24 protein-coding genes and 3 pseudogenes are annotated in these 26,644 nt (G+C 64.6%); 14 read left to right on the top strand and 13 right to left on the bottom strand.

The genetic code is table 11. The annotated features are described in order from the left end of the window. Positions 1-2 precede the first annotated feature (2 nt). Positions 3-350 carry a metallopeptidase family protein gene (locus HMA55_RS07675; RefSeq protein WP_181192469.1) on the top strand — a complete coding sequence of 116 codons (348 nt, stop codon included), beginning with the start codon at positions 3-5 and terminating at the stop codon, positions 348-350. Here the strand turns inward: HMA55_RS07675 and pheA are convergent. Beyond that, entirely contained in the window at positions 347-1,168 is an 822-nt protein-coding gene (gene pheA, locus HMA55_RS07670) for a prephenate dehydratase (protein ID WP_181192468.1), read from the bottom strand. The two genes, HMA55_RS07675 and pheA, sit on opposite strands and share 4 nt — an antisense overlap. Then, on the bottom strand, positions 1,165-2,130 hold the full coding sequence (locus tag HMA55_RS07665; protein ID WP_181192467.1) for a DUF2891 family protein: 966 nt from the start codon (positions 2,128-2,130) through the stop codon (positions 1,165-1,167). Before HMA55_RS07665 ends, pheA begins: the two co-directional genes overlap by 4 nt. Before the next feature lie 17 nt (positions 2,131-2,147). Between HMA55_RS07665 and HMA55_RS07660 the strand changes: the two genes are divergently transcribed. Next, positions 2,148-2,846, top strand: coding sequence for a CPBP family intramembrane glutamic endopeptidase (locus HMA55_RS07660; protein WP_181192466.1), 699 nt, complete (start codon positions 2,148-2,150; stop codon positions 2,844-2,846). Between the two features lie 31 nt (positions 2,847-2,877). Further along, a complete protein-coding gene (locus HMA55_RS07655; protein WP_181192465.1) occupies positions 2,878-4,164 on the top strand; it encodes an LCP family protein in 1,287 nt (428 codons plus the stop codon). 314 nt (positions 4,165-4,478) lie between these two features. Here HMA55_RS07655 and HMA55_RS07650 read toward each other — a convergent pair whose 3' ends face one another. From HMA55_RS07650 to HMA55_RS07640, 3 genes are all read right to left on the bottom strand, one after another. Next, the gene (locus HMA55_RS07650; RefSeq protein ID WP_269511641.1) at positions 4,479-4,820 is read right to left on the bottom strand and encodes a metal-sensitive transcriptional regulator; all 342 of its coding nucleotides are present in this window, start codon (positions 4,818-4,820) and stop codon (positions 4,479-4,481) included. Between the two features lie 290 nt (positions 4,821-5,110). Beyond that, on the bottom strand, positions 5,111-7,447 hold the full coding sequence (locus HMA55_RS07645; RefSeq protein WP_070471924.1) for a heavy metal translocating P-type ATPase: 2,337 nt from the start codon (positions 7,445-7,447) through the stop codon (positions 5,111-5,113). 170 nt (positions 7,448-7,617) lie between these two features. Next, entirely contained in the window at positions 7,618-7,827 is a 210-nt protein-coding gene (locus HMA55_RS07640; protein ID WP_034997583.1) for a heavy-metal-associated domain-containing protein, read from the bottom strand. 185 nt (positions 7,828-8,012) lie between these two features. On the opposite strand from HMA55_RS07640, the gene HMA55_RS07635 reads away from it, so the two are divergent. Together HMA55_RS07635 and HMA55_RS07630 are read left to right on the top strand one after the other, a co-directional pair. Beyond that, the gene (locus HMA55_RS07635) at positions 8,013-8,264 is read left to right on the top strand and encodes a type II toxin-antitoxin system prevent-host-death family antitoxin (protein ID WP_181192464.1); all 252 of its coding nucleotides are present in this window, start codon (positions 8,013-8,015) and stop codon (positions 8,262-8,264) included. A gap of 241 nt (positions 8,265-8,505) precedes the next feature. Next, positions 8,506-9,105, top strand: a pseudogene (locus tag HMA55_RS07630) (M23 family metallopeptidase); the annotation flags it as partial. Between the two features lie 230 nt (positions 9,106-9,335). On the opposite strand, the gene HMA55_RS11325 reads toward HMA55_RS07630, so the two are convergent. The 5 genes and pseudogenes from HMA55_RS11325 to HMA55_RS07610 form a co-directional block, all read right to left on the bottom strand. Further along, entirely contained in the window at positions 9,336-10,085 is a 750-nt protein-coding gene (locus HMA55_RS11325) for an apolipoprotein N-acyltransferase (protein ID WP_235961871.1), read from the bottom strand. Between the two features lie 311 nt (positions 10,086-10,396). Next, positions 10,397-10,696 (bottom strand): annotated as a pseudogene (locus tag HMA55_RS11320) (apolipoprotein N-acyltransferase); the annotation flags it as partial. A 16-nt stretch (positions 10,697-10,712) separates the two neighbouring features. Next, positions 10,713-10,949, bottom strand: a pseudogene (locus tag HMA55_RS07620) (TlpA family protein disulfide reductase); the annotation flags it as partial. A gap of 77 nt (positions 10,950-11,026) precedes the next feature. Further along, positions 11,027-12,508 (bottom strand): multicopper oxidase family protein, encoded by a 1,482-nt coding sequence (locus HMA55_RS07615; protein ID WP_181192462.1) that lies wholly within the window; start codon positions 12,506-12,508, stop codon positions 11,027-11,029. A 71-nt stretch (positions 12,509-12,579) separates the two neighbouring features. Further along, positions 12,580-13,155, bottom strand: coding sequence for a CueP family metal-binding protein (locus HMA55_RS07610; RefSeq protein WP_181192461.1), 576 nt, complete (start codon positions 13,153-13,155; stop codon positions 12,580-12,582). A 402-nt stretch (positions 13,156-13,557) separates the two neighbouring features. Here HMA55_RS07610 and HMA55_RS07605 point away from each other — a divergent pair, with 402 nt between their 5' ends. The 4 genes from HMA55_RS07605 to HMA55_RS07590 all read left to right on the top strand — a co-directional run bounded on the left by HMA55_RS07605 (position 13,558) and on the right by HMA55_RS07590 (position 16,046). Then, complete coding sequence (locus tag HMA55_RS07605) at positions 13,558-14,280, top strand: response regulator transcription factor (RefSeq protein ID WP_181192460.1); 723 nt, start codon at positions 13,558-13,560, stop codon at positions 14,278-14,280. Further along, positions 14,277-15,404, top strand: coding sequence for a sensor histidine kinase (locus HMA55_RS07600; RefSeq protein ID WP_181192459.1), 1,128 nt, complete (start codon positions 14,277-14,279; stop codon positions 15,402-15,404). Before HMA55_RS07605 ends, HMA55_RS07600 begins: the two co-directional genes overlap by 4 nt. 111 nt (positions 15,405-15,515) lie before the next feature. Further along, positions 15,516-15,842: a heavy-metal-associated domain-containing protein gene (locus HMA55_RS07595; protein WP_181192458.1), complete on the top strand. Its 327-nt coding sequence runs from the start codon at positions 15,516-15,518 to the stop codon at positions 15,840-15,842. Between the two features lie 66 nt (positions 15,843-15,908). Then, positions 15,909-16,046: a hypothetical protein gene (locus HMA55_RS07590; protein ID WP_181192588.1), complete on the top strand. Its 138-nt coding sequence runs from the start codon at positions 15,909-15,911 to the stop codon at positions 16,044-16,046. A gap of 91 nt (positions 16,047-16,137) precedes the next feature. Here HMA55_RS07590 and HMA55_RS07585 read toward each other — a convergent pair whose 3' ends face one another. Continuing rightward, positions 16,138-17,691: an alanine/glycine:cation symporter family protein gene (locus HMA55_RS07585; protein ID WP_181192457.1), complete on the bottom strand. Its 1,554-nt coding sequence runs from the start codon at positions 17,689-17,691 to the stop codon at positions 16,138-16,140. Positions 17,692-17,849: 158 nt separating this feature from the next. Between HMA55_RS07585 and HMA55_RS07580 the strand changes: the two genes are divergently transcribed. After that, the gene (locus tag HMA55_RS07580; RefSeq protein ID WP_181192456.1) at positions 17,850-19,277 is read left to right on the top strand and encodes a YjiH family protein; all 1,428 of its coding nucleotides are present in this window, start codon (positions 17,850-17,852) and stop codon (positions 19,275-19,277) included. Positions 19,278-19,288: 11 nt separating this feature from the next. Here HMA55_RS07580 and hutG read toward each other — a convergent pair whose 3' ends face one another. Then, positions 19,289-20,239 carry a formimidoylglutamase gene (hutG, locus tag HMA55_RS07575; protein WP_181192455.1) on the bottom strand — a complete coding sequence of 317 codons (951 nt, stop codon included), beginning with the start codon at positions 20,237-20,239 and terminating at the stop codon, positions 19,289-19,291. 37 nt (positions 20,240-20,276) lie between these two features. Here hutG and HMA55_RS07570 point away from each other — a divergent pair, with 37 nt between their 5' ends. The 4 genes from HMA55_RS07570 to hutI all read left to right on the top strand — a co-directional run bounded on the left by HMA55_RS07570 (position 20,277) and on the right by hutI (position 25,333). Next, complete coding sequence (locus HMA55_RS07570) at positions 20,277-21,011, top strand: IclR family transcriptional regulator (RefSeq protein ID WP_181192454.1); 735 nt, start codon at positions 20,277-20,279, stop codon at positions 21,009-21,011. A 263-nt stretch (positions 21,012-21,274) separates the two neighbouring features. Further along, the gene (locus HMA55_RS07565) at positions 21,275-21,937 is read left to right on the top strand and encodes a flavin reductase family protein (protein ID WP_181192453.1); all 663 of its coding nucleotides are present in this window, start codon (positions 21,275-21,277) and stop codon (positions 21,935-21,937) included. Positions 21,938-22,356: 419 nt separating this feature from the next. Beyond that, a complete protein-coding gene (gene hutU, locus HMA55_RS07560; RefSeq protein ID WP_181192452.1) occupies positions 22,357-24,048 on the top strand; it encodes a urocanate hydratase in 1,692 nt (563 codons plus the stop codon). A gap of 91 nt (positions 24,049-24,139) precedes the next feature. Next, positions 24,140-25,333: an imidazolonepropionase gene (hutI, locus tag HMA55_RS07555; protein WP_181192451.1), complete on the top strand. Its 1,194-nt coding sequence runs from the start codon at positions 24,140-24,142 to the stop codon at positions 25,331-25,333. A gap of 150 nt (positions 25,334-25,483) precedes the next feature. On the opposite strand, the gene HMA55_RS07550 is transcribed toward hutI, so the two are convergent. Beyond that, the gene (locus HMA55_RS07550) at positions 25,484-26,614 is read right to left on the bottom strand and encodes an ABC transporter ATP-binding protein (RefSeq protein ID WP_181192450.1); all 1,131 of its coding nucleotides are present in this window, start codon (positions 26,612-26,614) and stop codon (positions 25,484-25,486) included. Between the last annotated feature and the right edge of the window lie 30 nt (positions 26,615-26,644).

Here is a 26,644-nt window from a genome sequence, read left to right as displayed (position 1 = left end):
GCATGCTCCCGGTCAGCGACGAGGCGTTCGAGGAGATGATCAACGACGCGTTGGACACCATCCCGGACAATTTTGCCCAGCACATGCACAACATGGTCATCCTCGCCCGGGACTACAACCCGGACAACCCCACGCTGCTAGGCCTGTTCGAGGGCGTGCCGCTGCCGGAGCAGCATTCCAACCATTCGGGCTTTCTTCCCGACGCGGTGTTTATTTACAAAAACGCCCTCGAGGCGATCTGCGTCGACGAGGAGCAGTTGCGCCACGAAGTGAAAGTGACCGTGCTGCACGAGGTGGGCCACTACTTCGGGCTGGAGGAGCACGAGCTCCACGCCCTGGGGTGGGGTTAGGCGCGAGCCCAAGAGCCCAAGAACAGCACCGAGCTGGCTTTGTCTTCCACTGCCCGCAGGGCGTCAGCGACGTCGGGGTCCTGGGCGTGTCCGACGAGGTCCACGAAGAACTGGTAGGTGTTTGGCTCTTCACGGGTGGGCCGGGACTCGATGCGCGACATGTCCACCCCGCGCGCCGCGAATTCCTTCAGCACCCCTACTAGAGCACCCGGTTCGTTCGGCGTGCGCAGCACGACGGCGGTGCGGTCCGCACCGGTTGGTGCAGGCAGAGCGCCTTGCTTTCCGACGAGCACGAATCGCGTCCTCGCCGTCTCCGAGTCGGCCACTCCCGTGGCGTGCACCGTCAGGCCGAACAGCTCCGCCGCGCGCTCCGGGGCGACGGCGATGTCGGCCTGGCCGTCCGCCACCATCTGCGCGGCGGCCGCATTGGATGCCGCCGGCACAAACTGAGCATCAGGTGCGTGCACGCCGACCCACTGTTTGACCTGTTGGAAGGCGACGGGGTGGGTGGCCAGGCGGGTGGCGCGCGACAGAGCAACCCCCGGCTGTGTCATGACCGCGAACGCGATCGCGAGCTCGGTCTCCCCCATGATCTGCACACCGGGCGTGGCAGCCAGCGCGTCGGCGGTGGCGGTCACCGCGCCGTCGACGGAGTTCTCGATGGCGCACACCGCGTAGTCCACCTCGCCACCCGCGAGGGCGGCCAGGGCCGACGCGGGCGAATCGACCGGCACGTACTCCGCACCGTCGACGGGGAACTGTCGGGCGGCCTGCTCCGTGAACGTTCCTGCGGGGCCGAGATAGGCGATGCGGGTCATACGTTGTCCTTTCCTGCTCCGGTGTCTTTCCCGATGCCTTCTCCAGTGTCTTCTCCGGCGTCTTCTCCGCTGGCGTCCTGCGCGAGCAGCGCGTACGTGATCAGCCAGTGGGTGGCCATGAAGTTGTTGCCGGTGAGGTGGGGCGAAGCTGCGTCGATAAGCTGCTGCGTTCCCTCCGGTTTGCCGATCTCCCGCAGCAGCCACGCCCGCGTGAGCATGAGGCCGATCAGGTGGGCCTGCTGGCCGTCCCCTGGGTCGTTGACCCGGATCGGGGTGGTGTAAAAGGCGTAGGCGTCAGGCGCGAGGAAGCTGTCCAGCCAGGCGCGGAATTCGCCGGCGGGCAGCACGCGGCGCATGACGGCGGCCTCGGCCAACCCGTTGGAGACGAAATCGTGGCCCGAGACCTCCCATGTGTGCGGGTAGGCGCGGTCCGTCCCGAACCAGTCGCGGGCAGTGCCCTCCACCAGTTCGCGCAGGTTCCGCGAGGCGTCGGCGATGAGCAGCAGCGCCAGCGCGGAGTTGGAGTGCACCCCGTGGCGCACCGGCCACTGCTGGGTGCCCAGCCAGGACTCGATGTTGCGCTCCAGCTGGGTTTCCAACGCCTTGAGCGCATGCTCCCACCGGGTGCCGCGACACACGTTGACCAGCTGCATCGCCCAGGCCCAGCCGTAGGGCCGCTCGTACAGCGGGTGGGCCCGCAAGTACGCGGCCTCGACGGCGAGGTTGTCCGGGGTGAGCCGCTGGTCGAGGAGGTCCGCGAGCCGGGCGTTACCGCAGCGCAGATGTATCTTGACCGCCGTGCAGAGCATGTGCACGCACGAGTGCCAGTCGTAGGAACCCCAAAACGCCGGGTGCAACTCGTGCGGAAGAGCCGCATCCGGCATGAGGCTGACGTGGTGCATCGCAGCCGGGTACTCCTGGCCGACAACCCACGCAATGGTGCGCGCCCACGATTCGTGCATGACGTTAAAGTTAGCGCATGCGCAGGCGCCTGAAGCTGGAGATCGTGCTCGTCCTTGCCGTCACATTCGGCACCTCCGGGCTGCGCGCGGCGCTGCGGTTGATCGACTCCATGCTCAAGCAGCCACTCAACCAGCAGACCACCACGATCCACGACGCCGCCTCCACCATCCCGTGGCTAGACCTGGCGCTGCAGGCGGTCTCCGCGCTATCGCTTTTCGCCTGGGGCGGGCTGGCCTGGTACCTGCTGGATCAACGGTGGCGCTGGCCGCGGTGGGGCGACGCGGCGCGCGGTGCGGGCTTCGCGGCGTTGATCGGCCTGCCGGGGCTGGCGTTCTACATCGCGGCGGTGCACCTGGGCCTGTCTAAGGTGGTGGTGCCCACGACGGCTGCGGTACAGATCCCAACGTCACTGCTGTGGTCCTTCGCCAACGGCTTCGGTGAAGAGGTTGTGGTGGTGATGTACCTGCTCACGCGCTTGAAGCAGTTGGGATGGAAGCCGTGGCAGTGCATCGCCGCGTCTTCTGTCCTGCGCGGTTCCTACCACCTGTACCAAGGCGTTTCTGCTGGCCTGGGCAACATCGTGATGGGCGTGGTGTTCGCCTGGTACTTCCACAAAACCGGGCGCGTGTGGCCGCTGATTCTGGCGCACTTCTTCATCGACGCGGTGGCGTTCATCGCCTACCCGCTGCTGGACCTTTCGTGGCTGGGAATCTAAACCCTTCCGTCACTCTGGTTACACTGTGCGCATGTCGACAACGCCCCATTCCAACGACCCCCGCGATAACGCGGGCGAGTTCGTGCTGGGCAAAGACGGCAAGCCGCTCGTGGACCGCTACGGTCGGCCCATTCGCCGTCGCACAACTGCTTCTCGACGCGATCCCGCTCCCCGCCACCCCGACGAGTTCACGCGCGTAGAACCCCGCGCGCGCAGGGTTCCGTCGCCGGTTTCTGCGCGGGTTGAGCCGGGCCACACCGTCTACGAACCCCCGACTGCGTACGAGCCGCGCCGCGCGCCGGAGCACCCGCGCAGCCGGCCGGTGCAGCAGCGCCCTGCACCCCGCCCGTCCTCCCGGCCTGCCCCGGAGGACGTCCCGCTGCAGGTCTCGAGGCGGAGGCGGCGGGGGCCGAAGGGGCGTCGAAAAGTAAAGCTCCCCGGCTGCGGCGCGGTACTCGCTCTGGTCATCGCCTTGCTGATCGGCTCGGTGCTGGTCGCGGACGCGCGCCTGAACCGCACCGCCGCGATGCCCGACCAGCAAATCTCGAACACCTCGGGGACGAACTGGCTGCTCGTGGGCTCCGACTCACGCACGGGCTTAAGCGAAAAGGACGTCGAACGCCTCGGCACCGGCGGCGACCTGGGCACCGTGCGCACCGACACGATCATGCTCATGCACCTACCGCTGCGCGGAAAACCGACGCTGGTGTCCATCCCGCGCGACTCCTACGTGTCCGTGCCCGGGTACGGCTACGACAAGATCAACGCCGCGTTCTCCATCGGCGGGCCGCAGCTGCTGGTGGAAACCGTGGAGCAGAACACCGGGCTGCACGTGGACCGCTACGCGGAGATCGGCATGGGCGGTCTCGCCGGCGTGGTCGACGCGGCCGGAGGCGTGGAAATTTGCGTCGACGAGCCTATCGACGACCCGCTGGCCAACATCAACCTCCAGCCCGGCTGCCAGCAGATGGACGGCCCCACCGCACTGGGCTACGTGCGCACCCGCGCCACCGCCCAAGGCGACCTGGACCGCGTGGCGCGCCAGCGCGAGTTCATGACCACGCTGGTCACGCGAGTGCTGTCCCCGTCGGTGTATCTGAACCCGTTCCGGATGGCGCGGCTGTTGTGGGTCACGCCCACCCTGCTGACGGTCAACTCCGACGACCACGCGTGGAACCTCGCCCGCATCCTCATCGCGCTGCGCGGCGGCCTAGAGACAGAGACCGTGCCCATCGGCGGCTTCACCGACACCGAAGTGGGCAACGTGGTGCTCTGGGACGACACCGCGGCCGAAGCGCTGTTCGCTTCCCTGCGGTAGGGCGCCGAGCGGGGCGGTTGGCGCAACAAGCGTCCACAGGCGGAAAACCGGCTACCTAGATCCGGCTACCAACCGATTTGGGAGCGCGGACAAAAAGTTGGAGTGTTGGGGGCAGCACCGGTTGATGTTGCAGGTGGGGATGTGGTCAAGGTTGTTCAGTGGCGCGATCTTTTCGACCAGCAGCAACAGTGGCCATCAACCCGATCATGTCGCCGCCAGCAGCAGGACTCCGAAGCCTCCAGCCGGCAACAGGGGCGGTCAGAGTGGCCTGGCCGCCGTTCTCGACGGGGGTGTGGTGGCCGGGTCCCGGCCTGTCACCGGGCGAAACGGGCGATAGCGTCGGTGACTTCCTGGAACTTGGCGTCGGCCTCCTCTCCTCCTAACTTGGCGGCGTCACGGACGCAGTGTTTCATGTGGTCATCGAGTAGTCCCAGGGCAACGCTGCGTAGGGCAGCATTGACCGCGGAGATCTGGGTAAGGATGTCGATGCAGTACTGTTCCTCGTCGACCATGCTGTGCAGGCCCCGGGCCTGTCCCTCGATGCGCTTGAGGCGGGCGAGATAGCGATCCTTGTCGTTGATGTAGCCATGGGTGGTGTGACAGGTGTCGGCCCCACCCGAGGAAGAAGCGGCCTGATCAGGGGTGCGAGTATCCACAATGGTCTCCTTGCTGAAAAAAGGGGGCAGGTATGTCCTGAGTCAGTTGCGGGTCGATCAGGATGGAAAGCCCGAGGGCATGGAATGAGGCATGAGGACCTCATGGTCCCCACGCCCTGTGGCGTTATTCGGATAAGTAGTCGGCAGATTGTCGGCCCGGAGGGGCCTGCCGGGTGGGGCCGGGGAGAGGTCAGGAGCAGGTACTTGGGGACGGAGGTCTGAGTGTGATTGGAGGGACTCAGCCACAGGAGGGGGACACGGGGTTCCTTATCGCTAGAAAAGGATGTGGATTAGGCGGTGACCGGCTGCCGCACGGAGGGGCGAGCGGGCTGCGGTGAGGAACTTGTGTTGTCGTGGGAGGACTTGAATCTACGCAGCGTGAGGGAGTTGGAGACCACGAACACCGAGGAGAAGCCCATCGCAATGCCCGCCAACCCCGGGTTGAGGAAACCGATCGCGGCGACCGGGATCAGCACGACGTTATAGGCGAACGCCCAGAACAGGTTGCCCTTGATGGTGCCCAGCGTGCGACGTGACAGACGGATGGCATCGCCCGCGGAGCGCAGGTCGTTGTTCATTAAGGTGATATCGGAGGCCTCGATGGCCACATCCGTGCCCGCCCCCATGGCCAGACCCAGATCGGCCTGGGCCAGGGCGGCCGCGTCATTGACGCCGTCGCCGACCATGGCGACCTTCTTGCCCTCATGTTGTAGCTTCTCGATGACCGCGACCTTGTCCTGCGGCATGACCTCGGCACTCACGTTGGCCGCATCGATGCCCACCTCTTGGGCGACGGCGGCCGCGGCCTTCGCGTTATCGCCGGTGAGCAGGTACGGCCTCAACCCCAGCCTGCGGAACTGGGCGACCGCTTCCGCTGAGGAGTCTTTGATGACATCGCGCACCACGACCACACCGGCGGGCTGGTCATCGACGTAGACGGCCACCGGGGTCGCGCCCTGCGACTGTGCGTGGTCGAAGGCGGTGGTGAGGTCACGGGGCAGCTGGCCGGCGGGACGGCCCACGGTGACGACGTGACCCTTGACGGTGGCCGTGACGCCCCGGCCGGCGGTGCTGTCGAAGTCGGTGGCCTCCTGGATGTTCCCGGAGCGCTCGGCCTCGGTGACAATCGCCTTGGCGATGGGGTGCTCGGAACCTGCTTCGACGGCCGCCGACAAGGCGAGGACCTCGTTGTTGGTGTAGCCGTCGGCGGCGTGGACGCCGGTGACCGACATGACCCCGGAGGTGACGGTGCCGGTCTTGTCCATGACGATGGTGTCGACCTGGCGGGTGGATTCAAGGACCTCCGGGCCCCTGATCAACAAGCCCAGCTGCGCGCCCCGGGAGGTGCCCACCAGCAGGGCGGTCGGGGTGGCCAGTCCCAGGGCGCATGGGCAAGCGATGATCAGCACCGCGACTGCGGCGGAAAAGGCCCAATTCGCCCCGCTGCCGGCGGCGAGGTGGACGATCAGGGTGATGATGGAGACGACAATGACCGTCGGGACGAAGACCGAGGAAATCTTATCCACCAGGCGCTGGACCGGGGCTTTTTTCGCCTGGGCGTCAGTGACCAGCTTGGCCATCTGGGACAGCGTGGTCTCCGAACCTGTGCGGGTGACTTCGACCAGCAGTCGACCGGAGGTGTTGATCGTCGCGCCCGTGACCGGGGTGCCGGGGGCGGCCTCGACGGGAACGGACTCGCCGGTCAGCATCGACTCGTCGATGGCCGAGGTGCCCTCGATGACACGACCGTCGGTGGCGATCTTCTCACCCGGGCGGACGACGAAGACGTCACCGACTGTCAGCTGGGAGACCGGGACGCGGACTTCCTCACCGTCGCGGATCACCGCGGCGTCTTTCGCACCCATGTCCAGCAGGGACTTCAGCGCCGCGGAGGATTGGCCCTTGGCGCGGACCTCAAACCACCGGCCGAGCAACAGGAAGGTGATGACTACGGCGATGGTCTCGAGGTAGATGTGGTCCATGCCGTCATCGCGGGGCAGCAGGCTCATCTCCATCACCATGCCGGGGTGCCCGGCGTTGCCGAAAAACAAGGCCCACAGCGACCACAGATACGCAGCGGTAGTGCCCAGAGACACGAGTGTGTCCATCGTGGTCGAGCCGTGACGCAGGTTGGTTAAGGTCGCCCGGTGGAACGGGGCGCCACCGTAGAAGTAGATCAGGGTGGACATGACGAGCAGGGCCCACTGCCAATTCATGAACTGCAGGGACGGGATCATCGAGATCGCGACCACCGGAACGGAGAGGATCGTCGACCCGATCAGACGCGTCTTCAGGTCTGTGGCCTCGGCCTCGCGGGCCTGTTCGTGGCGGTCACCGACCACCTCGGTGTCCTCCTCCGGACCGCTGTCCACGGCGGAGGCGTGTTGATCCCCCATGGTGAACGCGTCGTACCCGGCACCCCGCACGGTTTCGATCAGCCGATCGGCGTCGACTTTGGTGGGGTCGTAACTGACGGAGGCGGATTCGGTGGCGAAGTTAACGGTGGCCTCCACGCCATCGAGCTTGTTGAGCTTGCGTTCCACCCGCCCTGAGCACGACGTACAGGTCATGCCGGTGACGCCCAGATCGACCTGGAGTAGGTCAACCGACGGTTGAGTTTGAATCATCAGTGATCAGTCCTTCAGTAAACAGTCGTGAGGTGCATCTCCGAGGTCCCAAAAAGCCCGCCCACAGATGCACCGTCGGGGATATCGAACCGGCATGGCTGGGCCTGATGGGCATATCCAGCAGGGTTGGCCCGGCCGTGTCTACGCGAGGCGGGGACCGGGCCCAGGGATTAGGGCTTGACGGTGTAGCCGGCTGTCGTGACGGCGGCGACAACATCGTCGTCGGTGAAGTTTTCACCCGTGACGGTCACCTGCCCGGTATCCACGGTGGCCTCCACCATGGTCACACCGGCGACCTCGCCGATCTCCTCCTCCACGGAGGACTTGCAGTGTCCGCAGGTCATGCCTTCGATGATGTACTTCTTTGTTACGGCGCTCATCAGATGATCCTTTCCTTGATGTCCTGAAGGGCAGGAGTGGAGATGCCCAACAACCTTCAACCTATACCCATGGGGGGTATCAGTCAAGGAGGTGTCTGCCCCTAAGCGTCCCGTTCGGCGGGCAGGACTTCCGGAACGGCCGCGATCGTTGCTGCACTTCTTGTACAAAATGTACGTTAAAGGGTATGGGCATCACGGTCACCCTCAGTCAGTTCCGCAGCGAACAAAGCCACTATCTTGATGCCGCCCAAGGTGAACCGGTCACCATCTCCAGTCGCGGGCCCCGCCGCCGGGCGGTGGTGGTCTCCCCGGACTTCTACGACCGGGCGGTTCAGGCGCTGAAGGATGGCGAGGATATCCGTGCCGCAGCGGCTACCCGTCAGGAGGCGGGCGGTGTCTCCCACAAGGAGTTCACGTCCGACCCCAAACTGGACTGACCTGCCTGTCCATACCTGTGCCGCGGTATCTGATCATCGATAAGCTTTCAACTGCGACAGCCCTTCGCACGCTGGCCCGGCAATGGCAGCAGTGATTGCCACCGCCATCGACGCCCTGGCCCACGTTCCGCCGTCTCGGCGGAGTGGAAAAGTTGCGGGGCGACGACGGGGAGTGCTGTAGCTGGGTAGTCCACGGCCGTCAATGACGGTGAGCTGATCAGCGTCTCGGTTCCAAGCCCCGGCCGAGGTCGAGGCTCCGGTCTCCCCGGAGGCTGCCACCGTCGAGGTGGATTTAGCCACCAACGACACGGCCCTGTCCTCGAGTGGGACGCAGGCCGCACCGCAGATTCTCGCGATCTCCGAATTCAAGCCGGTCGCCAACATCGACGAGCAGCTGGACAAGGCCATCCAGTACAACGCCGAGCGGGCCGAGAAGGAGCGCGCTGCCCGCGCGCCCTCGGTGGTCAAGCCCGCTGAAGGCACCTTCACCTCCGGTTCCGGCGTGCACTGCGGAACCCTCCACGCGGGTATCGACATCGCCAACGTCGTAGGTACCCCGATCCTCGCGGCGATGGGCGGCACTGTCATTGACTCCGGCCCGGCCTCCGGTTTCGGGCAGTGGATCCGCATCCAGCACGATAATGGCTCGATTGCCGTCTCCGGTCATATGGAGACTTTCGACGTGACCGTTGGAAAACGCGTCACCGCTGGTCAGAGGATCGCTGGCATGGGCAACCGGGGGTTTTCCACCGGCTCTCACCTGCACCTCGAGCGTTACCCGACTGGCAGCGGGGCGGTCGACCCGTTGCCCTGGTTCGCCGAGCACGGCGTCACCTTCTAACCTTCCCGCACTCACCAGGACCGGCCCCGACACCGGAACCGGCGACAGTGACTGGGCGTGAGGCACCCGCCTCAGACCGCAGAGACGCTTCTCACTCATCGCCGACACAGCCCGGACTTGATAGCTTCTCCAGGCAGGCCAGACCGGGGCACAGGGGAGGCAGTCCGTGCTCGTCATATATGGGGGCGGCGAGCGTCCCGCCAACGAGGAGCAGGTGCCGTAATCCACGTTTAGTGGGATATTCCCGTAACCTGCCTTCTCCTGCGCCAGCTGACGAGGCCGGTAACCGCAGGCCATGCAAGAGCCAGCATCGCGAGAACCAACAGGGGTGTATCCCCCATGCGCGCATACGGCATCAAACCAGTATGAAGGGGAACGGTTGCCGTCAGCAGTTCGTTCGTGCCCAGGCCACTGAGTTGTGAGACTATGCCGTCGGGCTGGATAACTGCGGAGTATCCGGTGGGGGCAGCCTGGAGAACGGTGCGGCCAAACTCGCGGGCACGCATCCGGGATGCGGCCACTTCAATTGCAGGTACTTCCTCGGTCACAAAAGACACGGCGTTGGTCGGTGCGAGGAGTAGCTGCCCACCATTGCGAACGGCATCGGCGACCCGGTCGGCGAAGAAGACCTCATAAGAAATGACGATCCCCAATCGTGGTGTCCCGCTGGGATCGAGCACCGCCGGTCCCTCTCCGGCAATGGCGTCGCGGGGGATGAACCGTGCGTCCTCGCTGAGTCGTTCAATCAGATTGCGCATAGGGATGTACTCGCCGAACGGCACACGATGATGCTTCTCATAGCGTCCTAACCGGGTCCCGTCCGGCCCCCACACTATGGATGCGTTCCTGAAATGTTGATCCTCAGATTCGGTAATTCCGACGACGATGTTCGTGTCGAGTTGCCTGGCCAGTTCAGCGAAAGCTGCATCAACGCGCGTCCCGTCGATTGAGCCGTCGATATTGACGACGTTTTCGGGCAGCAGAACCAGATCAGGGTCCCCGGTGATATCGTCGGCAGCCTGTAGGTGCCGGCGGGTCGTATCAAACGGATCGGTATTGACCGCGCGAAGCCCACGGGGCCTCCACCCTGCACGAGCACGACGTCAAGGCTGCCTTCTGCCGTATCATCTACGATCGTTGACGCGAACGCCGGTACCGCGAGTACCACGACCACTGCGACCACGGATGCTGCACGGGCTCGTCTCGGCCCGAAGATGACAGCGGTAACAACGGCCCCCGCAACTGTGGCCAACGCGGTCACCAGGAGAGTCCCTCCCAGGGGCGCTGCCGCCATGAAAGGACCATCGGTCTGGCTGTATCCGAAAGCGGACAACGGGAAACCGCCGAACGGGAACCGGTGCTGCACAGCCTCCAATAACACCAGGGCCGCAGGGGTGAGCAGCCACCAGCCCGACCAGCGGCTGCGAAAAGCCGCCTCGTTAGACGATACCGCGGCAACCAGCATTAACAGTAGCGCCTGAACGGCAACAACAGCAGCATACCCGGCAGTGTTGAAGTCGGTGAGCCAGCGCAGAGCAAGAGCGTAGTGCGCCACAGATACGCAGCCGCTGGGAAATATGTACGAGTACATCTCCATGATCTGCGTGGACAAGCTGCAGGTTATCGACTTCCGCCCGACACGGTGCACACCACTGGCCCCAAGCGTTGAGGACGACGACCTCGCCTTCAAAAACAGACAGGCTGATCTCCTCACCCTCCTCCATCAGCGACGGGCCGGAGAAGTCCGGCAGCGGGGCACGTTCCTCCTCTGCGTAGATAATCTCGGTTTTCCGGGGCGGTGGGGAAGAAGACGGTGTTCTGGTTGTCCCGGAGGACCACAACACCGAGGAAGGTCATCGTGCTGCGCGGTGGGTGGTCTGCAGCGTCCCAGCTCACCCCAGCGACCGACCATGGTGTGGGGTTAGGCGTACCGCAGGGAACTCATCATCCCGGTTTCCTGGTGATAAGCGTTGTGGCAATGAAATGCCCACTCACCGGGGTTGTCGGCGATCAAGTCGGCGATCATGGTTTCACCGTGGCGGAGAAGGACAGTGTCCTTGCGTAGCCCGTCGCTGCCGGGTAGCGCCCACGTGTGGCCGTGGATGTGCATGGGATGGGGCATCATGGTCCTGTTGCGCATGACCATCCGCAGGCGCTGGCCCTCCTCCACGGTCGCGGAGGAGGATTGGCCGTCGGTGAGAATGCTCCATTCATATGGCATCATCTGCCCGCCCAGGTCGATGCTGACTTCTCGGTCTGGTGTGCCCTCGGGCAGGAGTGCACGGTCTGCTGGCTTCAGGGAGGACAGAAGCAGTCCGGTGGACGACAACTCGGGGAAGTCGACATCGGGGCGGGGGGCCTGGCCGCCGGCGGTGCGGATGACGGCGAAGGCGCGGTCGTCCTTACCCACCGCCAAAGCCGTGAGCGGGAAGATGCCGTCGCCGAGGATAACCTCGACGTCGACACGCTCGCCCATCGACAGGTAGATCGATTCGGTCTCCCGGGGCTGGACAGGGAAGCCGTCGGTGTGGGTGACGGTCATGCGGTGACCACCGAGGGCCACCTTGAAGATGGTGTCAGCGCCCGCGTTGATGAACCGCAGGCGGGCCTTGTCGCCCGGGCGAGCCTCGAAGGTCCGGTGAGCACGGGGGATACGTCCGTTGATGAGGTAGTGCGGATACATCACATCGCCGGCATCCCCGCCCAGTACCCGGTCCGGGGTGCCGTGCATCATCTGGCCGTGACCTCCCATTCCCATCCTCCCGTTATGGTCGCCCGAACCCATTCCGGTGAGCTTGTCGAGCTCATCGTCGGGAGTGCCCTGAATGCCATCGACCCAGTCGTCGAGCACGATGGTCCACTCGACGTCCTGGTCCTCAGCGTCTTGCGGGTCACGGATGATCAGTGGAGCGTGGAGGCTGCGATCAAGCTGCAGGCCGGTGTGGGAATGGTAGAAGTAGGTGCCACCGTGGGGGACTTCAAAAACATAGGAGAAAGACTCGCCAGGTTCAATGGGGTCCTGGGTCATGCCGGGCACACCGTCGGCTGCGTTGTGGAGTGCGATGCCATGCCAGTGGATGGAGGTGCTCTCAGGCAGTTCATTGGTGATATCGACCTGGAGGACGTCGCCGGCGGTGGCCTCAATGGCCGCATCCCCGGTGTCAGAGACGTATCCCCACGTCTTGGCTTCGATGCCGCCGATATCCAGGGAGAGGGGCCGCGCGGTTAGTGTCCGGCGCACCGTCGGCTCACCGAGCGCAGTGGGGGTGGGAGTGGGGCGAAGGGAGGGACCTGGTGCCGGGGCAGCGGGTCCAGGGTCGCTGGTGCAGGCGGCCACGGCCCCGGTGCTGGCGAGGACGAGCCCGCCGAGCAGAAACTGTCGTCGGGAAAACGCGTTCGTCATGATTTAACCTTCCTTGGTGCAAGATTTCAGTGGCACGGGAGACAGGCGCAGGTGAGGATCCTGCTGAGCCATCACGTCAGGCGCAGGTCTGTGACACAGGTGGCACCGTCGTCGGTGGTGGAAAACTCCGTGTTGCCGGTACGCCCCTGGTAGCTGACCTCAATCAGGCCGGTGACATCATCGGGAAGCCAGAAGCCAATAAACCCGTTGTCGAAGGTGGTTGTCGCCTCGTCCACCAGCACCTCACCGGTCGCCTCATCGGTGATCGTGACCTGGATATCCTCATTGTCGAGTTCCCCCTGGCAGGTCGTGAGGCTGTGGTAGAAGCAGTCGTGGGTGGAGGTGAGATAGGGTGCGATCGAGACATACGTCTGATTGTCGGGAAGATCGAGCGCAACTTCCTGGTCATCGCTCGAGAGCAGCAGTTCATCGTTACGCACTGAGGCGATCAGATCCGTGGGACGCTCAGTGACCTTCTGCCGGTCGAGGTGATCAATGATCTCCACCGCGTCCATGTCGGCCAGGCCATGGGTAGTCAGGAATGCATCCTGGGACACCGTCCCATCGGCGGTGGGTTCCGGGTCGGCGGCCGAACACCCCGTGAGGGCGAGGGCAAGGGCGGCGGCTGCGATCGCTGCTCGTTTCACGTCAATCTCCTTGGATCGTGGTAGGGCCATGAGAAGACACCGCCTCAAGGTCGATGCCATACCTTTATCTAGCACGGGTGCCTAACGGACTAGAATTCAAAAACCCTGCTCAAAGCCTTATAACAGGGCGAAAAGGGAGTGAATTCGGTGGGCTGGGTCACCACCGGAACACCACCCCACAGCCGTGGGCGATGTCCTTCCACCCACCCCGGGTATGCGGTGCAGGCAGTGAAATCCCTGGTGGCGCCTGCCGAACCGACCAGGGGAGGCGATGCCGCCGGCCCGGGGTGGGGCACAGGGGTGACGACGGTCGAAGGGTGATGTTTGAAGATTTGATGAAGATTTCCCGCCGGGCACTGAGCGAAGGTGGTATTCCCCCTGCCCGGAGCGATACTGGGGTCTATGGCTGACCACACACCGACCACCGCCACGCCCCCGGGGCGGGTGCTGGTCGTCGATGATGAAAGACCCCTGGCTCAGATGGTGGCCTCCTACCTCATCCGGGCCGGCTTCGATACCCGCCAGGCACACACCGGCACCCAGGCCGTGGACGAGGCCCGTCGCTTTCCCCCCGATGTTGTGGTGCTGGATCTGGGGCTGCCCGAACTCGACGGCCTGGAGGTATGCCGACGGATCCGCACCTTCTCGGACTGCTACATCCTCATGCTCACCGCGCGTGGCAGCGAGGACGACAAGATCAGCGGTTTGACCCTGGGGGCGGATGACTACATCACCAAACCTTTTAGCATCCGGGAACTGGTGACCCGGGTGCATGCGGTGCTGCGCCGCCCGCGCACCAGCACCACCCCACCGCAGGTGACCACCCCCTTGATCGTTGGTGACCTCATCCTTGACCCCGTCGCCCATCAGGTGCGGGTGGGGGAGACGACCGTGGAGCTCACCCGCACGGAGTTCGAGCTGCTGGTTGCCCTGGCCCTGCGCCCCGGCCAGGTGCTGACCCGCCACGACCTGGTCACCGAGGTCTGGGACACCACCTGGGTCGGTGATGAACGCATCGTCGATGTCCACATCGGCAACTTGCGTCGCAAGCTCGGCACCGACACCCGGGGCCGGGGGTTTATCGACACCGTGCGTGGCGTGGGCTACCGGGTGGGGCAGCCATGAATCACGGACCCGGCCTGACCTTCCGCTTCCTGGCCGCCCAGGTGTTGGTCGTGGTGATTAGCCTGCTGGTGGCCGCGACCGTGGCCACGATGGTGGGCCCGCCCCTGTTCCATGATCATATGTTGATGAGCGGCCGGGAGAACCCCTCGCTGGAGCTGTTCCATGCCGAGCAGGCCTACCGGGACGCCAACCTGATCACCCTGGCCGTCGCCCTGCCCACCGCCTTGATCAGCGCCCTGCTGGCCAGCCTGTGGTTATCGCGTCGCCTGCGCACCCCCCTGCAGGATCTCACCCGCGCCGCTACCAGCCTGACGGCCGGCAACTACCGTGTCCGCGTGCCCGCCGGAGAAGCAGGCCCCGAAGTCACCACCCTGGCGCATGCCTTCAACACCATGGCCGACCGGCTGGAACACACCGAACAGGTCCGCCGCCAGATGCTCTCTGATCTGGCCCATGAAATGGGCACCCCCTTATCGGTGCTCACGGTCTACCTCGATGGTCTCCAGGACGGGGCCGTGGACTGGAATAATGCCACCCACACGATCATGGCTGACCAACTCACCCGCCTGACCCGGTTGATGGAAGACATCGACGATGTCTCCCGGGCCCAGGAACACCGGATCGATTTGGACCTGACGAAGGAAGGGCTCGGGGATCTGCTCCATACCGCCGCTGCTGCCGCGGGGGAAGCTTATGCTGACAAAGGCGTCGATTTACAGGTCGAGACCATTACGGACACCGCCCAGGTGCTCGTGGACCGGCAACGCTTCGGCCAGGTGATGAGCAATCTCCTGTCGAACGCGCTACGGCACACCCCGGCCGGCGGGCAGGTCCGGATCAGCGTCCACCGACAGGGGGCGTCCACCGCGCTCATCCACGTCGCCGATGACGGCGAGGGCATCCCACCTGGCCAGCTCGGACACATCTTCGAACGCTTCTACCGGGGGGATGCCGCCCGCAGCCGGGACAACGGCGGGGCCGGTATCGGTCTGACCATCTCCAAGGCATTGATCGAGGCCCACGGCGGCACTCTCACCGCCACCTCCCCCGGACCCGGTCGCGGAGCGGTGTTTGCCCTCCGCCTCCCACTGTCCCCTCCCGACAGTGAGGAGGCTGCTCGGTGACCACACCCTGCCCCGCGTGAGGGCCGTGCCCTCCACCCCTTGAAAATGTACCCCCGGGGGGTATATGCTAGCGAGCGTTACCGTATCCCACCGACCCATAGGAGCTTTCCCATGACCAACCCCCCGCCCCACCTCTTGCCGATGGCCTCCCACGGCTGCAGCTGTTGCGGACCTGCCTCACATGCCGACACCGCCTCCATCCCTGCCGCCAGCGACTCGTCAGCAGGAGGATCCTCCCCTAGCTACCAGGTCACCGGTCTGACCTGCGGGCACTGCGTGAAAAGCGTGACCCAGGCCCTTCAGGCCCTCCCCCAGGTCGACGACGTCCAGATTGATCTCGCTGCTGGTGGTGTTTCCACCGTCACGGTCACCGGTGCCGTACCTCCGGAGATGGTTCGCCGGGCCATCGAAGAGGCCGGTTACACCGTCTTATCCTGATCAGTTTTACCCATCATCTCGACCCCGACCGGGTTCGTGCTGTCCCCGGCCGTGGGCGCGATCTTGATGTCTGCCTCGACCATCGTGGTGGCCCTGAACGCCCAGCTGTTGCGCCGCATTGATTTGGATCCGGCCCACCTGGCTCCGACCGAGTCGAAGGAGGAACACACCACGCCTACTCCGGCATCCACCGCCGTCCGCTGATAGTGTCTCTGCTTTCGTCGGTCCAGTCTGGACTAGTGCCAGCGTGTCCACTAAACGGGAGCCAGGCCCTAGGTAGCCGGATTGATTACGGCTAGTTGTTGCGGGTCGTGGTGACAACCTTGCCCTCAACGCCCGGCCAGGTGCCGGCCTCGATCATGCGGTTCTTACGCTCGACCCAAAAGTCGGCGTTGCGGATACCCAGCGCCTCGGGGTCGAAGTGCGGGTCGATGCCGGCCTTCTTCTGGCGGCGGAAGTCCCACAGGCATTTCAGCGCCGGGACCTGCAGGAAGATGATCGCCACGATGTTAAGCCATGCGGTCGCGCCGACGCCGATGTCGCCGAGCGCCCAGGCGGTGCCCGGGGTGGTCGTTGCGCCGATGAACACGGCCACGAGGATCAGGGCGCGCAGGATCCAGATGATGGCCTTGCGTGTGCCTTCGTTCTTCACCCAGCGGTTCAGGTAGGTGAAGTTGGTCTCTGCCATGTAGTAGTACGCCAGCACGGTGGTGAAGGCGAAGAACATGATCGCCAGTGCAATGAACGACGGGCCCAGGCCGGCAGAGAAGGAGTTCAGGCCTTCTTGGACGAACCCGGGGCCGACGGGGATGCCGTCGGCAAGCGAGCCCTCGTAGATCACCGCACCGTCTTCGGACTGACCCTCGAAGACCTTGTACATGTCGGTGGAGATGATGATGAAGGCGGTGGCGGAGCAGACGAACAGGGTGTCGATGTAGACGGCGAATGCCTGGACGAAGCCCTGCTTCGCCGGGTGGGAGACCTCGGCGGCTGCCGCGGACTGCGGGCCGGTGCCCTGGCCTGCCTCGTTGGAGTAGATGCCGCGCTTGACACCCCACATGATGGCGGCGCCGAGCATGCCGGAGAACGCTGCTTCCTGGTCAAAGGCGGAGCGGAAGATGGTGCCGAAGACGTGCGGGATCTCCGAGGCGTTGACGAAGAGGACCACGATGGCGACGATGATGTAGATCCCGGCCATAAACGGCACGACCATGGACGCGAAGTTCGCGATGCGCTTGACGCCACCGATGATGATGAAGCCGAGGAGCACAGCCATAGCGGCAGCGGAGATCCAGGCGTCCACACCCCACGCGTTCTCCACAGCTGCGGCGACGCCGTTGGCCTGGATGCCGGGGAGGAAGTAGGACGTGGCCAGCAGCATGCACACTGCGAAGATGATGGCGTAAACCAGCATGAACGGCCGGGCCGCGGTGTGCTTGTACGTTTTTTCAATGTAGTAGGCGGGCCCGCCGCGGTACTCGCCTGTATCACGGTCCGGCTCCTTGTAGATCTGCGCGAGGCAGCACTCCACAAACGACGTCGCGGAACCGAGCAGTGCCACGAGCCACATCCAGAACACCGCACCGGGGCCGCCGAACGCGATGGCGGTGGCGACGCCGGCGATGTTGCCCACGCCGACGCGGCCGGCCAGGGAGATCATGAGCGATTGGAACGACGAGATGCCCTGCTCGGAGCTTTCGCCGGACTTGAGCTGGGTAATCATGTCCGGGATGCACCGGATCTGCAGGAACAGGGTGACGAGGGTGAAGTAGGCACCCGCACCGAGGCACAGGTACACGAGCCAATTGGACCAAATGACGCCGTTGAGGGTGTCGATAAAACCTTCCACGGTGCCCTCCTTATGTGAGATGCGCTGGGTTTTTGCAGGGATACCTCGCAGTAGTTAGAAAATCTAGGCCATCGGCATGTGCGACGGGTCACTTTTCGTGTAAAACTTATTCGTCGACACCTGAAGCGCTCGACTGAGATAACCGAGGAGGGACTCATATGGAAAATTCCGCTCAGCGCCCCGATACCCGGCGCAGGTTCACTCCCGCATGGCCGGTGAAGGACTTGCCAGCGGGTTCAAGTGTGCTGGTGGAGGGACCGACCGCCACCCCCACCACGCCGGAGGCAGACCCCCAGCCAAAGGCTGTGTGGCGGTTCTTCGTCTACAGCGCCATCGGTATCTTCGCGTTCTTCGTTCCGTTTTCCATCAACGGCTCCAAGTCCACGATTCTGCTAGACCACATCGTCACCTGGATCACCTCCACCCTCGGCGAAAACACCCGCTTCCTGGCCCTTTTCGCGATTATCGCCGGTACGATCTACCAATTCGTTTCGGGGCGCTGGAAGGAGGATTACGCGCGCATGGCGTTCGCCGCGCTGTCAGTGTTGGCCATCGTCTTGTGCGCGATGCTCACCTTCGGCTTCGGGCCGGCATGGCTGTTCAACCCGGACATCGGCCCGTTCATCCTGGACAAGCTAGTCATCTCCGTCGGCCTGCTCATCCCGGTCGGCGCAATCTTCCTCGGACTGCTCGTGGGCTTCGGCCTGATGGAGTTCATCGGTGTGATGGTGCAGCCGATCATGCGCCCCGTGTTCCACACCCCAGGCAAGTCCGCTGTCGACGCGGTGGCGTCCTTCCTCGGTTCGTACTCGCTCGGCTTGCTCATCACGGACCGCATGTACAAAAACGGCAGCTACAACGGCCGTGAGGCGGCGATTGTCGCGTCGGGCTTTTCCACGGTGTCCGCGACGTTCATGGTGATCGTGGCCAAGACGCTGGACATGATGGAGCACTGGACGGCGTACTTCTTCATCGCCTTTATCATCACGTTCATCGTCACCGCGATCACGGTGCGCATCCCTCCGACGTCGCGCATCCCGGAGGACTACTACCCGGGCGCCACCCCGCACCCCGAGAAGGAGATCACCGGCAACCGGTTTAAGGCGGCTTGGCGCGAGGCGAAGCTGGAGCTCAACCGCGCGGACTCGCTTGGCAGGGTGCTGTGGACGAACTTCCGCGACGGGTTGGTCATGGCAGTCCAGGTCACCCCGGGCATCATGGCGGTGGGCACGATCGGCCTGGTGTTGGCTACCTACACCCCCGTGTTCAAGGTGGCGGGCATCGTGTTTTACCCACTGGTGTGGGCGCTGCAGCTGCCGGATCCGTGGGCGACCTCGGGCGCGCTGGCCACCGGTTTGGCGGAGATGTTCCTGCCCGCCACCCTTGTGGCCGGTTCGGGCGACATGGTGTTGAAGTTCACCATCGCCGTGGTGTGCGTGAGCCAGATCTTCTTCTTCTCTGCGATGGTGCCCGCGGTGCTGGCCACCGACATTCCGTTGAGCATTTGGAAGATGGTGCAGATCTGGTTCATTCGCGTCGTGCTCACGGTGTTGATCACGGTGCCGGTCGCCCACCTGCTGTTCTAGGGCGCGTTTGCTTATCGACGCAGCTTCGCCCCCACAACCGCATCGTCAATCAGCCGCGCGGCGGCCTTGGCGGTGCGGTTATCTACATCGAAGTCGGGATTGAGCTCCACCACGTCCAGCAGCGCCACACGCCCGGTGGCCGCCACCGCGGCCACCATGGCCCGCAACGCGGCGTACTCCACGCCGAAGCCGGCCGGGGCGGACACGCCCGGCGCGACAGCCGCGGGCAGAACGTCCAAGTCGATGGAGAGGTGGATGGGCAGGTCACCCTGTACGGCGGCGAGGGCGCGCTCGGCGGCCTCGCGCACGGTCATCTCCGCCAGCTCGGTGTCGAGCACAGTGGTCACGCGGAGCTCGTCGGCGGTGTCGAAGAGCACCTTGGTGTTGTTGGGCTTGGAAATGCCGAACACGGAGTAGTCGAAGTCCTCGCCCACCAGGCCGGCGATCTGCTTGAACGGGGTGCCGGAGGTGGGGCGCGTTTCGGTGCGCAGGTCGAAGTGGGCGTCGAAGTTGATCACCTGCATCGGGCCGATGGCTTCGTAGGCGCCGCGGTGGGTGGCGAAGGAGGTTTCGTGCCCGCCGCCGAGCACGACGGTCATGCCTTCAGCGCCCTGGGCACCGACGAGGTCGCGCACCCGGTCGGACAGCTCGCGCTGAGAGCCCTCGAGGTCGTCGTTTTGGGTGGTGACGGTACCGGCGTCGATAAGCGAAGTGCTCTCGTGCACCGCGAGCGAGCCGAGTGCGGCGCGCAACGCCTCAGGGCCCTTCGCCGCGCCCGGACGGCCGCCGTTGCGCTCCACGCCCTCGTCGGAGGCGAAGCCAATGAGGTGGACCGCACCTTCGGTCGGCTCGGCGGAGGTGTCCACGACGCTGTGCCAGCGGGCGTGCTCGGGGCCGGGGCCGTCGTTGCGGCCGGACCAGGCGGATGCGGGGGTGAAAAGTGGTGCAGTGACGGTGTTCATGTCTTCCGAGCGTAGCCCCGTGGGCATACTGAGAGCGATGAACAAGCCCCAGGTCCCCGCCGCACATAACGTTCTGCGCATTCTGGCGCTACTGTCCACCACGGACGCACCGATTTCCGCCACCCGCATTCAAAGAGAGCTGGGCCTGCCTCGCTCTACCACCTACCACTTGCTGCGCGAGCTGGAGGATTCGGGGTTCGTAGTGCACCTGAGCTCGTCCGGCACCTATGGCCTGGGGCTCGCGTCTTACCGCATGGCCCAGGCGTACACCACACAGCAGCCGCTGGTGCGCCTCGCCACCAAACCGCTCGCGCACATAGCTGAACTCGCCGGCGGCTCGGCGCATCTCACCCGCCTAGCCGGCTCGGAGATTGTGTACCTCCACGAGGTGCGCGCACCTGGGGCGGTGTCGCTGGTCACGGAGGTAGGCGTGCGCCTGCCATCGCTTGTGACTGCTTCTGGGCGCATCATGCTGGCGCAGCTGCCGGAGGCGGAGCTGCGTGCGGCGTATAACGCATCCGGGGAGCGCCGCCGCTACCGCGAGGTCAAGGATGAGCTCGCCGCCTATCGACGCCAAGGGTTTGCCACCGAGCGCGAAGCCGTCACCCGCGGACAGGAGTCCGTGGCGGTGGCGGTGTTGGACCACCTCGCCCGCCCCGCGGCCGCGCTGGCGGTGACGTTCGCGGTTGGCACCGCAGACACGCAGCGACTGGTTGCGGCTTTAACGGAGGCGGCCCAAAGCGTTCGGGGCCAATTCTTCGGCATGGTGTGATCGCAAACATGTTGCTGGTCTACTATCGCGCCCATAACAAGCACGACTACTTAGGTAGGCATTGGCGCCCTGGCAGTTGAGGACGGGCGGGCGAGATCTCGGGGTTTGCTTCTCGGGGTTTACTGTTGCCCTCGACCGACCGGCGGCGGCAATTCCCCGCCAACCTCGTATCCCAGACAAGTTTCCCTGAAGCCGACCCGTACAAGGCACACAATTCGTTAGCGTAGTGGTTTTACGTCACAACCCAAGAAAGGTTCGCACCCATGAAGTGGCATCCCCAGGATGAGAAAAATCCGCTGCCGTACTCCCCGTTCAAGTCCAGCACCATCCCGCGCCCTATCGGTTGGCTCTCCAGCGTGGATCCCGATGGCCGAGAGAACATCGCCCCCTACAGCCAGTGGCAAAACCTCACGTTTGACCCTCCGATGGTCATGTTCTCCGCAAACCAATACCCGGACGGGCGCCGGAAAGACACCGTCTTGAATGCCGAACAAACGGGTTGGTTCGTGTGGAACATGGCCACCTACGACCTCCGCGAGGCGGTCAACATCTCGGCGATGGCGCTCGACCACAACGAAAGCGAGTGGACTCACCTGGAAAACCAGGGGGTAACCAAGATCTACGCCGACAACCACCCCATCCCCATGGTGGCCGAAAGCCCGGTCAAGTTTGAATGCAAGTACAAGACCACCTTGCGCATCCCGGGCGATTCGCCGGTTGGCACCATCGACCTCGTCGTGGCGGACGTGATGACGATTCACATCAACGAAGACTTCCTCGACGCGGACGGCAAGCTAGACGTGTTAAAGATAAAGCCGATCGCCCGCATGGGGTACTTCGACTACACGGTGGTCACTGAGAAGTTTGAGATGCGCGTCCCCGGATCCGACGCGGATGCTCAGGCAGGGTTGGAGGGGTCCGCATGACAACACCTCGCGGCACCGACCCGCTAGATACGCGCATCGTTGGCTTTCCTTTTCGGAGTAAACGACGCGATCTGGACAGAAGCACTACCTACCCGATTCAGAGCTAAGGGTGTGGCGACAACCTTGTCCTTGGCCGCCGTGATTTTCGGCGGTACGGCACCCTACCTAAACGCGTGGTTGGCCGAGCACGGCCACCCACAAGTCTTCCAGTACTACCTCGTCGGGATGGCCGTCGTACTGATCGCGACCGGACTTCTTATGCGGGAAACAAGAGACCTAAATATCCGAAATTAGTGGGGCCATCACCCCACCTTGTCTCGCATACAAGACACACCACCGTAAAACACTCTTTGCTGAACGTGTGACTGGCGTTACTCTCTAGCCGTTAGCACGTTTGGGCAACAAGAAAGGACACCCACATGGCGAAGAACTGGTTCGAAGGCGCACGCGAGGTCCGCGCCCCGCGCGGCACGGAGATTTCCGCGAAGTCTTGGCAGACCGAGGCGCCGCTGCGCATGCTGCAGAACAACCTCGACCCGGAGGTTGCAGAGCGCCCGGACGACCTCGTCGTCTACGGCGGCACCGGCCGCGCGGCCCGCAGCTGGGAGGCGTTCGACGCGATCGTGGAAACCCTCAAAGACCTGGAGTCCGACGAGACCTTGCTGGTCCAGTCCGGTAAGCCGGTCGGTGTGTGGAAGACCAACGAGTGGGCGCCGCGCGTGCTCATTGCCAACTCCAACCTCGTGGGCGACTGGGCGAACTGGGAGCACTTCCGCAAACTCGAGGACGAGGGCCTGATGATGTACGGCCAGATGACGGCCGGCTCCTGGATCTACATCGCTACCCAGGGCATCCTGCAGGGCACCTACGAGACCTTCGCAGCTGTGGCGAAGAAGCGTTTCGACGGCACCCTGGCCGGCACCCTGACCCTGACCGGTGGCTGCGGCGGCATGGGCGGCGCACAGCCGCTGTCCGTCACTCTCAACGGCGGCGCCTGCCTGATCGTGGACGTTGACGAGGGCCGCCTGAAGCGTCGCCAGGGCAAGCGCTACCTCGACGAGGTCACCACCGACCTCGAGGAAGCAATCAAGCTGGTCACCGAGGCCAAGGACGAGAAGCGCGCGTTGTCCGTGGGCCTGGTGGGCAACGCCGCGGAGGTCTTCCCGGAGATGCTGCGCCGCCACCGCGCCGGCGAGTTCACTGTGGACATTGTCACCGACCAGACCTCCGCGCACGACCCGCTGTCCTACCTGCCCACCGAGATCCCGTTCGAGGACTGGGACAATGAGGCGGATTCGGACCCGACCACCTTTACCAAGAAGGCCCGCGAGTCCATGGCTACCCAGGTGCAGGCCATGGTCGAGTTCCAGGACGAGGGCGCGGAGGTGTTCGACTACGGCAACTCCATCCGCGACGAGGCCCGCAAGGCCGGCTACAACCGCGCCTTCGAGTTCCCGGGCTTCGTCCCGGCCTACATTCGCCCGCTGTTCTGCGAGGGTCTCGGCCCGTTCCGCTGGGTTGCGCTCTCCGGCGACCCGGAGGACATCAAGGTGACCGACCAAGCCATCAAGGAGGCCTTCCCGGACAACGAGCACCTGCACCGTTGGCTCGACGCGGCTGAGGAGTACGTGGAGTTCGAGGGCCTGCCGGCGCGTATCTGCTGGCTCGGCTACGGCGAGCGCGCCAAGGCCGGCGTAATCTTCAACAACCTGGTCAAGGAAGGCAAGGTTAAGGCCCCGATCGTCATCGGCCGCGACCACCTGGACTCCGGCTCTGTGGCATCCCCGTACCGCGAGACCGAGTCCATGATCGACGGCACCGACGCTGTGGCGGACTGGCCGCTGCTCAACGCCATGACCGCCGTTTCCGGCGGCGCTACCTGGGTGTCCATCCACCACGGAGGTGGCGTGGGCATGGGCCGCTCCATCCATACCGGCCAGGTCACCGTGGCTGACGGAACGGAGCTCGCCGAGGCGAAGCTCAAGGCCGTACTCACCAACGACCCGGGCATGGGTGTCATCCGCCACGTCGACGCCGGCTACACCCGCGCCAACGAGGTGGCCAAGGAGCGCGGCGTGCGCATCCCAATGGAGTTCAAGGCGCGCGACTAGCCCCCTACTCATGCGCTGACGTTTCCCCTCGTGGGCGCGTCAGCGCTTTTCATTACCCTGGGCCCTGCAAATCCCCCGAAGAAAGGCACTTATGAGCACCTTCATCACCGGCATCTCCGAGCTGCGCACCGTCTCCGAGCTCGGCACCATCAAAGACGCCGCGATGCTTATCCAAGACGGCGTGATCGCCTGGGTCGGCCCCGCCGACCAGGCGCCCGAGGAGGCGAAGCATGCGGCGGAAACTGTAGACGTCGAGAAGCGAGCCGTGCTGCCTGGCTGGGTGGACTCACACACCCATATGGTTTTCGACGGCAACCGCGCCGAGGAGTTCGAGGCGCGCATGGCTGGCGAATCCTACGCCGCCGGCGGCATCGCCGTGACTATGGAGGCCACCCGCTCCGCAGGCGAGGAGCGCCTGGACAAGCTTGTCGCCGAACGCGTCGCCGCAGGCCACGCGCTAGGCACTACCACCTTCGAAACCAAGACCGGCTACGGTCTCAACGTCGAATCCGAGGCGGAAGCCGCGCGCGTGGCCTCCCGCCACGTAGACGAGGTCACCTTCCTCGGCGCCCACCTCGTGCCGCCGGGAGCGGACGCGGAGGAGTACGTCGAGCAGGTCGTCGGCCCGATGCTCGACGCGGTGAAGGACCACGTTCAGTGGATCGACGTGTTCTGCGAGCGCGGCGCGTTCAACGAGGAGCAGTCCCGCCGCGTCCTCGAAGCGGGCAAGAAGGCGGGCCTTGGCGTGCGCGTGCACGGCAACCAGCTCGGCGAGGGCCCGGGTGTCAAACTCGCCGTGGAAATGGGCGCCGCCAGCGTCGACCACGTGAACTACTTGTCGGACGAGGACATCACGCTGCTGGCGGACTCGGAGACAGTGGCCACGCTGCTGCCCGCCTGCGACCTGTCCACCCGCGAGGAGCTGGCCCCCGGCCGCAAGCTCATCGACGCTGGCGCCACCGTCGCCATCGCCTCCAACCTCAACCCGGGCACGAGCTTTACGTCCTCGATGAACTTCTGCGTCACCACTGCGGTGTTGCAGCAGCGCCTCACCCTCGACGAGGCCATCGAGGCCGCAACCACCGGAGGAGCCAAAGCCTTGCGGCGCCACAATGTCGGCGACGGTAAGGACCCGCAGGGCCGCCCGGCGAAGGGCACCCTGGTCCCCGGCGCGGCCGCTGACCTGCACATCCTCGACGCGGAAAACGCCATCAACCTCGCGTACCGCCCGGGCATGCCGATCACCTGGCAGACCTGGGTCGCAGGCCAAAAGGTATACGGCTAGGGGCTGCGCTGCGCGCCCTGCTTTTGCGCCGGGGCACTCTACCGCCCCGATTACCCGCAAAACCAGCTAGTAAGAGCCCGCTATCCGTTGAAAAACCAACGGATAGCGGGCTCCTGGTAGCTGGATCTCGCCTCGGCTGCCGCGGTGGCGCTAGAGGTAGTCGTAGTTGATCTCGGTCTTCGGGTCGAAGAAGACGACCCCGCCTTCCATCGGCCGCAGGTAAACGGTGTCTCCGTGGTCGACCTCGATGCCGCGCGGCACCTTTACGGTGATCCGGTCGCCGCGCACGGCGATGACATCGTCCGCCCGCTCCTGCCGGTGGCCGTAGACGTACAGCTCGGAGCCGAGGTGCTCCACGATGTCCACCTGCACGGGCAAACCGTAGTGCTCGCCGGGCTGGTTCACACCCACGATCTCCCAGTTTTCGGGGCGTACACCCACGATCACGCGTTCGGATTCCACCTTCGCCGCCAGTTCGCGCGGGATGTAGTAGTCCAGCGCGTGGCCCTTGCCGCCGACGACGTGGCCGTCGATGAACGGCACGTTTTCAATCAGCGTCATGGCTGGCGAGCCGATGAACGTGGCCACGAACGTGTTGCCCGGGTTGTTGTAGAGGTTTGCCGGGGCATCCACCTGCTGGAGAATACCCTTCTTCAGCACGCAGACACGGTCGCCCATGATCATGGCCTCGGTCTGGTCGTGGGTGACGTAGACCGTGGTGGTGCGCAGTCGGCGCTGCAGCTGGAGGATCTGCGCGCGGGTTGATACGCGCAGCTTCGCGTCGAGGTTGGACAGCGGTTCGTCCATGAGAAACACCTTGGGTTCGCGCACGATGGCGCGGCCCATGGCTACGCGCTGGCGTTGCCCGCCCGACATGGCCGAAGGTTTTTTGTCAATGAGATCCTCGAGCTCGAGCATCTTCGCCGCGAAGTCCACGCGCTGCTTGATGGTCGCCTTGTCCACCTTGGCGTTCTCCAGCGCGAACGCCATGTTCTGGCGCGCCGTCATGTTCGGGTACAGCGCGTAAGACTGGAACACCATTGCAACGTCGCGGTCACGAGGGCGCGTTTCCGTTACGTCCTTTCCGTCGATGAAGATCTGGCCTTCATCGACGGGCTCCAACCCAGCGAGCATGCGCAGCGTCGTGGACTTGCCGCAGCCGGACGGGCCGACGAGGACGAGGAATTCGCCGTCGGCGATGTCCAGGTTGATGCGGCTGACCGCCGGCGGGCGGGACGGGTCGTAGATGCGGGACGCTTGGCGGAACTCAACGGTTGCCATGTGCGGCTCCTTCGTGTGCTCGAGCCTGGT

It is taken from the genome of Corynebacterium wankanglinii, from assembly GCF_013601005.1.
Taxonomy (GTDB): domain Bacteria; phylum Actinomycetota; class Actinomycetes; order Mycobacteriales; family Mycobacteriaceae; genus Corynebacterium; species Corynebacterium wankanglinii.
This window is presented reverse-complemented; position numbering and strand designations above follow the sequence as displayed.